Genomic DNA, 10633 nt, shown 5'->3' on the forward strand with positions numbered 1-10633 from the left:
TATGGACTTAAAACGCTCTTGTAATCTGCATGCTCATGATGACGAACATCGGAAAGCCGTATGAGGGAAAACCTCACGTACGGTTTGATGAGGAGGGGCTGGGCCCCGCCCAGCCTTTCACTCTAGCGCGTTGCGAATCAAGATCAAGATCCTCCGCCAATAGGGCGTACATCCGGTGATCTTCCCACTTGCCGTTGATTTGCACGAGCTTGCGCGATATGCCTTCCGCAATGAACCCCGCTTTTTCAAGGACGCGCTGGGAAGCGATGTTGCGCGGCATGGCTCCGGCTTGAATGCGGTGCAGACGCAGCTCGGTAAACGCATATTTCGCAATCATCCGGACGGCTGCGGTCGTGTACCCCTTCCCCCCAAAATCGGGGTCGATGAAATAACCCAAATCGGCGTATTGGCCCGGCCCGCGAACCACATTCGTCAGTGCCAACCTGCCTACCAGCCGTTGATCGTCCGCCGTAAAGACGCCGAATGTATAAGCGAGGTCGTTGATCTCGTCGTTCGCCCCTTTTTCCAACAGCCGGGTTTGCGTTTCCAACGTAAAGAAATCCGGGTCCCGCAACGGTTCGAACGGTTGCAAATGTTCGCGATTTTTCAATCGGAGCTCGGTCAGCGCCGGGGCATCGTCCGGGCGAAGCGAGCGAACGTATATGTTGCGTTCCGAATCGTACATTTTCATCATGCGTTAAGCCCTCCGTTACTCGTTTTTCTTCTGGCGAAGCTGACGGAAGAAATCGGTCAGCAGCGCGGAGCATGTTTGCTGCAATACGCCGCTAATCACTTCCGTTTGATGGTTGAACCGCGAATCTTGCAGCAAATTCATTAACGTTCCCGCGCAGCCCGCTTTCGGGTCTGCCGTTCCGTAGACGACCAAAGGGATGCGCGACTGTACGATCGCTCCCGCGCACATCGGGCAAGGCTCCAAGGTGACATACAAGCGGCAATCGAGCAGCCGCCATGCTTGCAGCGTCTCGCTGGCTTGGCGGATCGCGATCATCTCGGCATGAGCGGTGCCGTCCTTAGCCGTTTCCCGCAAATTGTACCCGCGGCCGACGATTTTCCCATCATGCACGATGACGGCGCCAATCGGCACTTCGGCGATCGCCTCGGCTTTCTTCGCTTCGGCAATGGCCGCTTCCATCCAATATTCATGTTCCCGCCACGCGTCGTTGTCGCGGTTATTCACAAGCTCATGGTCCTGCACAATATGTAATACCTCCTAATGAGCGCATAAAAGGAATAAATCGTTGTTCGATCTGTGGATAAACATTCGCCTTGTCCCTCGAACACGTATTCCTTGTTAACGTTCTGTGCATAAATCTGTGGATAACACGTTAGTTGTACACAGTTTTATGCACAAGTTATCAGAACAATCCACAAATCTGTTAACAACTTGTTGATAATCTGAATCTATTGTAGAAAATTACACGGCGAATGGCAATAAAATATTCGGCGGCACGCCGCGCAGGTTGTCGGACTTTGCCAAAAATGACCGAAAAGGTTATGATTAGAATAGTTAGTCAACCAGATCGGCCCAACGTATTTGCTCATACGAGGTGAAATCTTAGTTGTCTATTAAAGCCAAATTGTCTTTTATTATTTCGGGTACACTGCTAGTTATTATGTTTTTCAACATGATGCTGAATTATTTTTCCACAAAAGAAAATTTGCGTCTGGACAGCGAAGAGAAAATGATGCTGGCCGCCAAACAAATAGCGATTGCGATCGAGCAAGCGCATTTTGGCGCGGATTACATCGAGCGTATTTTGGAGGAGAAGCTCCGCCTCGCCGCAGTCTACGCGGCAAAAGAATTGGATCCGGATATCAACAAGATTGCGAACGAGCAATTGGTTCGATTGAGCGAAACGTTAGGAATTTCCCATATCGCGTTATTCGAGACAAGGCCGGGGGGAATCGTCGTCCGGCGATCTTCAAACCCGGACGATTTAGCCGCATCGGCTCCGCAAGGGAATTTCCCGATGGAATTGGAACCATGGTTTGCTACGAAACAAGGAGAGGCGGGGGAAGAGCAGGAGCAGGATCATTTCTGGTCGGGTCCGATCAAAATATCGGAATCCAATTCGAACAGTGTGGATAAGTGGGGGTTTTATTATGACGGCCAACGAAACTATGTAATCGATCCATATATTAAAGGCAGAGAGATTGAAGATTTCTCCAAATTAACGGATATGGACGAGACGGTCAAACAAACGATCGAAGCCAATCCGCATATTTTGGAAATTGCGGGGATTCGTCCGGAGCAGTTCATCGAAGAAGCGCGTTCGGCGCAGGAGGAAGGCCGCAGCTTCGAAGGCAAAGCGAATGGCTCCATCGCTTTCGGGACATATACCTATGCCGACCGCGAATACGATATCCGCAACGTCGAGAAGGCCAGGCAAGGGGAAGCGGTGTTCTATCAAACGAAACTGGGCGGCTTGCAAGTGATTAAGAGCTTCATCCCCGTGCCGCAAGATCCGTCCTATCTGGTCAGCATTGTTATGGATTATAAGATGATATCTTCCGTGCTGGGCGAGCAATTGATCAACAATATCGCCATCTCGATCGTTTTGCTGGAGATTACGATTATCGGCAGTTATTTTTTGTCCGGCATGATTATTCGGCCGCTCCACGCCATTTTAGACAAAGTGAATGAAGTGGCGGACGGCCATTTCGGCTCCCGGTTGAAAATTAAAAGCAAGGACGAGCTTGGACTGTTGGCCAAGCGCATCAATACGATGACGCATAATTTAAGCCGGTATACGAACCAACTGCAGCAATCGTACGAGGAGAACCGGGCGATGAAAGATCAGCTGGAATCGTTTATCAATCAAACCTCGGATGCGATTCATGTCGTTGATTTGGAAGGCAGGGTCATCCGGGCGAACAAAGCGTTCGAACAGTTATTCGGCTGGAGCGCCGAAGAGGTGCTCGGAACCGTTCCGGCGATCGTTCCGGACAGCCATCGGGAGGAAGAGGAACAGGCGGCCAAATGGATCGCATCGGGGAAACCTTTGGTAGCGCACGAAACGATACGAATCACGAAAAGCGGACAACTGCTGGACGTGAGCGTCAGTACGTCGCCCATATACGATGAGAACGGGAATTGCACGGCTTATGCCAGCATCACGCGCGACATTACAGGCAACAAAAAAATGGAGGAACTGCTCCGACGTTCCGAAAAGTTGACGACAGTCGGGCAATTGGCGGCGGGCGTTGCGCATGAAATTCGCAATCCGCTTACCACATTGCGCGGGTTTCTGCAGTTTCAACAGCAGACCCGAACGTTGAATTTGCAACATACCGATTTGATGCTGTCCGAATTGGACCGGATCAACTTGATCGTGAGCGAGTTTCTCATCTTGGCCAAACCGCAAGCGACGCAATTTCAGAAGAAAGATGTGCGTTATATTTTGGGAGATGTCATATCGCTCTTGGATTCGCAGGCGCATCTCTTCAATATCGAATTCGTGACCCGCTTTACGTTCGCGCCTTCGGTCATCGAATGCGAGGAGAATCATTTAAAGCAAGTGTTTATCAACATTCTTAAAAACGCGTTCGAAGCGATGCCCGGGGGCGGTACGATCGTATTGCAGCTTATGATCGTGGATCAGGACCAAGTATGCATTCGGATTATCGACCAGGGCCACGGCATTCCGGAAGATAAAATATCGCTGCTGGGCCAACCTTTCTATACGGACAAGGAGACCGGCACCGGCCTCGGTTTAATGGTCAGCCAACGTATCATTCAAAGCCACAAGGGTACAATGGAAATTACAAGCGTGGTGAACGAAGGCACGACCGTGACCATTACGTTGCCGTTGGCGCGGGAAGAGGCGAAGGAAGACAATCTGAAAGAGAAAGCAGGGAGCGGTCGTTTGACCGTCTGACATCGGGGTGAACTCAATACGTGCGAATTAACAAATTTATTAGCGAAACGGGATATTGTTCCCGGCGCGAAGCGGATAAACTGATCGAAGCGGGGAGAGTGACGATCAACGGGAAGGCGGCCGAACTGGGCAGCCAAGCGGAGGAAGGGGACGACGTCCGGATTGACGGACGCGCGTTAACGGATAAAGCGCAGCATGTCTATATCGCCTTGCATAAGCCGGTAGGCATTACAAGCACGACGGAACGCCATATCCGCGGCAATATCGTTGACTTCGTGGGCCATCCGGAACGGATCTTCCCGATCGGACGTCTGGATAAAGATTCGGAAGGATTAATCTTGATGACGAATGACGGAGATATCGTGAACTTGATTTTACGCGCAGAAGGCAAGCATGAGAAAGAATATATCGTGACGGTGGATAAGCCGATTACGCCGCAATTCGTGCAAGGCATGTCGAGCGGTGTGAAAATATTGGGCGCGATGACGCAGCCTTGCCAGGTGACCCGGATGTCGGAGCGGCAATTTCGCATCATTTTGACGGAAGGGAAGAACCGGCAAATTCGCCGGATGTGCGGCGCCTTCGGCTATGAAGTGCGAAAGCTGAAACGCATCCGCATCATGAATATCCATCTGGGCCCGCTCGCTTCGGGAGCATGGCGCGATCTTACGCCGGAAGAACGAGAACAGCTGGGGCGAACGCTGAATTATCGATTGAAGTAAGAATGGGACTTAATCCGCTAGAGTCGGCCGAAGGGCCGATTCGCTGCGGAGCAAGTCCCTTTTTCATCTTATTGTTGTCCATTAGCCGGATTGGCCGAAATGCTTTGCTGGTTTTCGGCATCGACATATTTGCGAATAATGGATACTTCGACGCGCCGGTTCTGGGCTCGGCCCGCTTCCGTATCGTTCGTGGCGACAGGATGATATTCGCCGTATCCGATCGCGCTGAACATTTTCGGATTCAAATCCGTATTTTGCAATAATATTTTCATAAATTGCAGCGCTCGCGAAGAGCTTAGTTCCCAATTCGATTCGAACTCCCGGGTTGATATCGGCCGATTATCGGTATGGCCGGAAACGATGATCTCGTAATCCGGGAATTGCTGCAGCATGTCCGCAATGACAACCGCCAAATTCCGCGCTTCCTTCTTCACCGCCGCGCGCCCGGAATCGAACAAGGCGGTGTCGCTGATCGTGATCATGAGCTGCGACTGGTTCAGATTCGTTTCCAACTGTGAGGATAAGCCGTTTTGCTTAATATATTCATCAAGCTTCTTCTTGACTTTTTCCAAATTTTCTTGCTCTTTCATCATGAGAGAGAGACGTTCTTTTTCTTTATCCGTTTTGTTCGTGTTGTCTTTCGTCTTGTTGGTCGTTCTGGTTCCCGTCGTAACGAGCGCGTTATTATCCAGAACGCCGCTGCCGCTGTTAAAGGCGACGCTGAACGCTTGGCTGAGCTCGTTGAACTTCTTGATATCGACGGCGCTGATCGCATACATGACAATAAACAAGGCGAGCAGCAGCGTTAATATATCCGCATAAGGGATGAGCCAAGTTTCATCGGCATGTTCTTCATGATGCTGTTTTTTATTCTTTTTCACCGATCGAAGCCTCCTCCTTTTCCGTCATCCGCTGGCGTTCCTGCGGCGTCAAGAAGACGGCGAGCTTTTGATTGATAGCGATCGTCGATACCCCGGACTGAATGGATAATAGGCCTTCGACCATCATAAGGCGGATTTCGATCTCACGCTGGGAGAGACGCTTTAATTTGTTGGCCATCGGGTGCCATAAGACATATCCTGTGAAAATACCGAGCAATGTCGCGACAAAGGCGGCGGCAATCGCTTGGGTCAAAGACGTCATATCGCTCATATCCGACAAGGCGGCGATGAGCCCGATGACCGCGCCGAGAACCCCGAGCGTAGGGGCGTACATCCCCGCTTGGGAGAAAATAAGCGCACCCGCGCGATGGCGCTCTTCGGTAGCGGAGATATTCTCCATTAGCACGTCGCGCACGAAATCCTGGTCGTTCCCGTCAATGATCATCCGCATGCCGTTGCGCAAAAATTCGTCGTCGATTTCTTCCACTCTCGCTTCCAAAGCCAGCAAGCCTTCGCGGCGCGTAATCGAAGCCCAATCCATGAACATGCGAATCAATTGAATGCGGTCGATCAATTGCTGTTGGCTGAAAAGCAGTTTCAGCAATTTAGGAAATTTCTTAAGCTCAGATAAAGGAAACGCCATAAATAAAGATGCGGCAGTCCCCACGAAAATGATCATAAAAGCGGCGGGATTGACGAGCGATCCGACTGGAGCATGTTTGAGCATCATTCCTAGAATGACTGCCGCGAGTCCTAAAACAATACCGATAATTGTTGATTTTTCCACAATGCACACCTCATCCGTGAGAAATAAAAATGGTTTCCATCCCATAATGTTGCAACGGTTCGTCGCGGGGGTTCGACAAGAGTCGTCCCCAAAACCGAAAAACAACTGCAATATAGTATTTATCGTCAACTTTAGGCAAAAATTTTAGGTATAATGTTTATAGTCAACATTATCGATGTATACTTAATCTTCGATTTGGATGGGGTGAGCTTGGTGGGTGTAAGACATGCAAGAGAATATGCGGACATTTTGGCGGACTTGACCGAGGCGGTATTGCAAATTCCGGACGGCCATTTGTTTATCGATATGACGACGGAGGAATGGGGGCAGCTTGCGCCGGAGGAACGGCGGGAAGTGATGGAGGCGCTCGCGGACGACGTCTTCTTCGGACTCGGCGAGGATCCTTTAATCAGAGTCGGCAGCGCCGCGGTGGCATACGATTCGAAATTTCATCGGATTGTCGTAAGAATGAAGGAGCAGATTGCCGCGATCGTTCCGCTGACGTAAACGGCGCCAAGAAATAAGACCATAGACAGGATTCTTCCGTATGTAATCCGCGCGGAAACGGCGGGGCAAATCTCGGAATCGTCCTATTTATGGTCTTATTCGCGTCCTAATCGGCTCGGCGGGCTCGCTTTTTATTTTTTCTCTGCGAGCCATTTGGCCAAGTTAGCGATTTCTTCTTGCTTTAATTTGTCCTTAAAGGCAGGCATCATGCTGCCTTTACCTTTAGTAATGATTTTATATAGAGCTTCTTCGTCCAGTTGGGCACCGATGTTCTGCAAATTGGGCCCGATCCCGCCTTGTAAAGAATCCCCATGGCAGCTAATACAGTTCGCTTGGGCAATGGTTTCCGCAGCTGCTGCGTCCAACGTAACCTCAGGCATAGCGGCTTCTTGTTTCTGCTCGCCTTTTGGGCCGGTTTCCAAAGTAAACATCAACACGACAGCTAATGCACAAGCCGCGAAAAATAAACCGCCCATCAGCCATTTGTACATCTTGTTCGCCTCCTTTGCAAGATTCTGCTTTCTTAAATTTACCACAGCTACAGTCCATCGTAACACTAAGTCTTTCAACGGTAAATGACAATTTTGTGTCATTTGGGAAAATGACGAAAATAAGTGACTTCTATCCTTGAAAAACCATGCAATGAAAAGGGCGGTATCCGTCCGGCGTTCGCTTCTCGTAGGTATCGGTTATGCGAAATCCGACCCGTTCGTAGACGCGAATCGCCCGTTCGTTCCAGACGTGAACTTCCAAATCGATGGCATTCTCCGGCGCGCGCCGCTTCGCTTCCGCAATAATCGGCATCATAAAGAGTGTTCCCAATCCTTGCCCGCATAAATCGGGCCGCATGCCGATTCCAAGACGCGTGACGCCTACAAGCGGGAAAAATTGCGCAAAGCCGATCAATTCTCCCGCGGAGTCGACGACAGCTGCATATTGCTGCCGCCGCACGTCCGGATCGCCGAATTCGACGCCAAGCGCTTGCATTTGCGGCCACGGGAGCCAACCGTACAAGTCATAGGGCGGCTCGTATACCCAATTGCAGATGGCTTCCGCATGGGTTTCCTGAAGCGGGACGGTTCGCAGATGCGGTTGCGCGCTCTTCATCGGACAGCCCTCCTTACTTGCTGCGATCTAATACTTCATATTATATGAGAAAAAGGACGATCCGGGCAATTCGGCAACGGGAGGCCGCCAAACCTTGACAATTGTATTGTGGTCTAAATCGCTTCTGCTTATTAAGCGACGCGTAAGCGCTGTTGAAACGGAAGCGCTAGAGCATAGAAGCGCGGGAAATCACCTTTCCCGACGAGTCTGCAAGTCTCGGAGGACAAGGGGCGCAGGACAAGGGGCGCATGACTGGAAGGTACAGCCGATAGCAGGTACGGCCGATCGATGTTCAGCCGGTTTGCACCTATACAAGACGACTTTTTTCGCTGTCCCTGATCTCCCCATTGGAACATCTTTTTCGCGCCCCATGACCTCCCTATTGGAAAATGTACAACCAAATTGACGATTTTCGGTGCTGAGATGGCTTCCATTGGAAAACATCCAACAGTTTCGTCCCATCTACCTCCTTTTCACGATAAAATTGAGGATTCTGCTGTACAAAATCCAATGGAAGGACGTTTTATCTGGGTAGAGGGCATTTTTCATTGGACAAAATCCAATAGTAGATCAACGGCGTTTTTAGGGGCGCCCAATGCAGCTCCAGTTGTTGTCAGCCGTTTTATACCTGCAAAGGAACGTCATTTTAGCCCCCTGATCTCCCTATTGGAAAATGTACAAGCAAATTTGCGATTTTCGGGGTTGGGACGGATTGCCATTGGAAAACATCCAACAGCTTAGCACCATTTTCCTCCTTTTCCCCACACTATTCAGGATTCTGCTGTACAAAATCCAATGGAAGGACGTTTTATCTGGGTAGAGGGCATTTTCCATTGGACAAAATCCAACAGAGTGGCTCAATCCCCCCAGCACCTGCCCGTTACAGGCCCTCCGTCAACGCTCTATCAGCATCCCATCGGCATCCGATCTTCACACCATAAGCCCCTCACCAGATCTCATCAGCACCCACCGGCATCCCATGCCCCCCCCTAAACCCGCTACCATAACTGCTTCAACGCAGTCGCATTTAGCTCGTAGTAGCGAATATCGCGGCCTCTTGCGATGGGCTGCAGCCAGCCCTTTTCCACCAATGAACGCAGCCATTTGCGCGCCGTGCGGAAGTCGACCTCCAAATGATCGCATACGTCCTTGGGACGGATCCATCTTCCCAGGCCCCACGCCAACCGGAGCACTTCTTTTTCGATGAGGACCGGCGGGCTTACGGCTTTGTTTCGAATGAGGTAAGGGGCGACCGCCAATTGCAGCAGCGTGCGGCAAATTTCGGGCCGGCTCTGCACATTGTCAAAGGAGAAGTGAAGCATCTTCCATCCCATGCCGGTCAGAAACGTATCCCGATTCAGGGCATAGCTGAATCTTTCCCGGTCCATATCCTTCACATGGCTTTGAAACCCGTCGCATTCCAGCCCGAAGCGGCCGAAAGGAGCGATAAAAGCAAAGTCGAGAAACTGCGATTTGCGGTTCCAATCGTAAATTTCATACTCCGGATGCAAACGATCAAAGTTTCCGAACAACGGCCACCATACGTTTTGCAGAAACAATTTCTCGGCATACTGATGTCCCCGAAGCAACCGACCTTTTCGCTCCCCTTGCCTCAAGGATACATGCCGTTCCAAAAACTCCTTGTGCGCTTGTTCAAAATCCATTCGCGAATCATCCTCCTTGCGAAAAAATAAAAAAACGCCCTTGCACTGAAACAGTGTAAGGACGTTCTTCGTCTGACCCGATTATAGCATTTGGAATTGCAAAATCCAACGATGGGTTGTTTTTTCTCTAGTTAGATTATTTTATTCCAAGGAATGTCAGGAATTAATCATTAATTTTATTTTTATTACTACTACTTCTAATTTTCCAATATATATTGAATGCAACGTAAATTGTACTTAACACTAAAAACAACATAAGTATGGTGTTTGTCGTTTTTAAAGTGTGTTTCAAACTACCAATTTCCGCTTCTACTCGAAGTAAAGAATTGTATAAAGTATCAGCTACATTTCCAATTCTATTTGTAATATCATTTGAAAAACTAGTAAAATCGTTAGTATCCATTATTACCATCCCTTTCCAAAGAAATATTTGACATCTATGTCATTATAACATAAAATAATAAATGTATTAAATACAATATTATCCATTGGAGGGATTATCCGTGAGGAAACTATCACCAGTATTAGCCGTTTTACTTTGTTTTTCACTTTTATTAACTGTTCCTATTGTATCGGCAGAAGCAACCAATGTAAAAACAATAAAGTTAAAGGTGAACTATATTGAAGTACCTATTTCAGAAAACATAAGAGTTGTAAGAAGTGAGGACGATAACTCTGCAAAGGTTCAACTTTTTAATAAAGAAACAGGGGAATTAATAGAAACATTTGGAGAGATAATAGAAAGTGTTACTCCTGCTCCTAATAGCCTTTCATCAGACAACACCCTTGCAGAAAATTTAATCCTTCAAGCTTACAATGAAAGAACCGACTATAAAAATGTAACAACTAGATTGACAGTTAAAATGGAGGGATATAGAAGTGGTTCCTTCGTTCAAATTAACAAAGTATTAAGCAACAAATTGGCTATAGTTAATTCAAATAAACCTAAATTTCGAAAGTACCGTTCATTGAAAACATAAAAAAGTGCCCAAATCTTTGGTAGAATGGTGTTTGTCGAGAACACTACACCCAAAGAGAGGAGCACCTTTTAGGTGAAGTCTACCAC

General features: G+C 48.7%; 13 protein-coding genes. 5 read left to right on the plus strand and 8 right to left on the minus strand.

From position 1 onward, the window contains the following. Positions 1–73: 73 nt before the first annotated feature. Both LQ229_RS26405 and tadA read right to left on the minus strand, forming a co-directional pair. Positions 74–694, minus strand: coding sequence for a GNAT family N-acetyltransferase (locus LQ229_RS26405; protein ID WP_230193359.1), 621 nt, complete (start codon positions 692–694; stop codon positions 74–76). A gap of 15 nt (positions 695–709) precedes the next feature. Beyond that, positions 710–1216 (minus strand): tRNA adenosine(34) deaminase TadA, encoded by a 507-nt coding sequence (gene tadA, locus LQ229_RS26410; RefSeq protein WP_290370080.1) that lies wholly within the window; start codon positions 1214–1216, stop codon positions 710–712. Positions 1217–1580: 364 nt separating this feature from the next. Here tadA and LQ229_RS26415 point away from each other — a divergent pair, with 364 nt between their 5' ends. Together LQ229_RS26415 and rluF are read left to right on the plus strand one after the other, a co-directional pair. Further along, complete coding sequence (locus tag LQ229_RS26415; RefSeq protein WP_216540880.1) at positions 1581–3899, plus strand: ATP-binding protein; 2319 nt, start codon at positions 1581–1583, stop codon at positions 3897–3899. A gap of 20 nt (positions 3900–3919) precedes the next feature. Further along, positions 3920–4621, plus strand: a complete 702-nt coding sequence (gene rluF / locus LQ229_RS26420) for a 23S rRNA pseudouridine(2604) synthase RluF (RefSeq protein ID WP_216540879.1) — start codon at positions 3920–3922, stop codon at positions 4619–4621. 68 nt (positions 4622–4689) lie between these two features. Here the strand turns inward: rluF and motB are convergent, their stop codons facing one another. Both motB and motA read right to left on the minus strand, forming a co-directional pair. Continuing rightward, a complete protein-coding gene (motB, locus tag LQ229_RS26425; protein WP_216540878.1) occupies positions 4690–5502 on the minus strand; it encodes a flagellar motor protein MotB in 813 nt (270 codons plus the stop codon). Further along, a complete protein-coding gene (motA, locus tag LQ229_RS26430; protein ID WP_216540877.1) occupies positions 5489–6289 on the minus strand; it encodes a flagellar motor stator protein MotA in 801 nt (266 codons plus the stop codon). Before motA ends, motB begins: the two co-directional genes overlap by 14 nt. 213 nt (positions 6290–6502) lie before the next feature. Here motA and LQ229_RS26435 point away from each other — a divergent pair, with 213 nt between their 5' ends. After that, entirely contained in the window at positions 6503–6796 is a 294-nt protein-coding gene (locus LQ229_RS26435; protein WP_216540876.1) for a hypothetical protein, read from the plus strand. Between the two features lie 131 nt (positions 6797–6927). Here LQ229_RS26435 and LQ229_RS26440 read toward each other — a convergent pair whose 3' ends face one another. Beyond that, positions 6928–7287: a cytochrome c gene (locus LQ229_RS26440; protein ID WP_216540875.1), complete on the minus strand. Its 360-nt coding sequence runs from the start codon at positions 7285–7287 to the stop codon at positions 6928–6930. 130 nt (positions 7288–7417) lie between these two features. Then, complete coding sequence (locus tag LQ229_RS26445) at positions 7418–7903, minus strand: GNAT family protein (RefSeq protein WP_230193360.1); 486 nt, start codon at positions 7901–7903, stop codon at positions 7418–7420. A 423-nt stretch (positions 7904–8326) separates the two neighbouring features. Here LQ229_RS26445 and LQ229_RS26450 point away from each other — a divergent pair, with 423 nt between their 5' ends. Beyond that, entirely contained in the window at positions 8327–8644 is a 318-nt protein-coding gene (locus LQ229_RS26450; RefSeq protein WP_230193361.1) for a hypothetical protein, read from the plus strand. Between the two features lie 257 nt (positions 8645–8901). On the opposite strand, the gene LQ229_RS26455 is transcribed toward LQ229_RS26450, so the two are convergent. Together LQ229_RS26455 and LQ229_RS26460 are read right to left on the minus strand one after the other, a co-directional pair. Then, entirely contained in the window at positions 8902–9567 is a 666-nt protein-coding gene (locus LQ229_RS26455; RefSeq protein WP_230193362.1) for a BlaI/MecI/CopY family transcriptional regulator, read from the minus strand. A gap of 163 nt (positions 9568–9730) precedes the next feature. Continuing rightward, positions 9731–9970 (minus strand): hypothetical protein, encoded by a 240-nt coding sequence (locus LQ229_RS26460; protein ID WP_216540871.1) that lies wholly within the window; start codon positions 9968–9970, stop codon positions 9731–9733. A 100-nt stretch (positions 9971–10070) separates the two neighbouring features. On the opposite strand from LQ229_RS26460, the gene LQ229_RS26465 reads away from it, so the two are divergent. Then, a complete protein-coding gene (locus tag LQ229_RS26465; RefSeq protein WP_230193363.1) occupies positions 10071–10547 on the plus strand; it encodes a hypothetical protein in 477 nt (158 codons plus the stop codon). Positions 10548–10633: the final 86 nt, after the last annotated feature.

Origin of the sequence: Paenibacillus sp. CECT 9249 (assembly GCF_918697855.1) — a bacterium.
Taxonomy (GTDB): domain Bacteria; phylum Bacillota; class Bacilli; order Paenibacillales; family Paenibacillaceae; genus MSJ-34.

Excerpts from the sequence above, each read along its gene's own strand:
- LQ229_RS26460 (WP_216540871.1), bottom strand. The coding sequence starts at position 9,970 with ATGGATACTAACGATTTTACTAGTTTTTCAAATGATATTACAAATAGA.
- LQ229_RS26450 (WP_230193361.1), top strand. The coding sequence starts at position 8,327 with ATGGCTTCCATTGGAAAACATCCAACAGTTTCGTCCCATCTACCTCCT.
- LQ229_RS26455 (WP_230193362.1), bottom strand. The coding sequence starts at position 9,567 with ATGGATTTTGAACAAGCGCACAAGGAGTTTTTGGAACGGCATGTATCC.
- LQ229_RS26405 (WP_230193359.1), bottom strand. The coding sequence starts at position 694 with ATGATGAAAATGTACGATTCGGAACGCAACATATACGTTCGCTCGCTT.
- LQ229_RS26445 (WP_230193360.1), bottom strand. The coding sequence starts at position 7,903 with ATGAAGAGCGCGCAACCGCATCTGCGAACCGTCCCGCTTCAGGAAACC.
- LQ229_RS26440 (WP_216540875.1), bottom strand. The coding sequence starts at position 7,287 with ATGTACAAATGGCTGATGGGCGGTTTATTTTTCGCGGCTTGTGCATTA.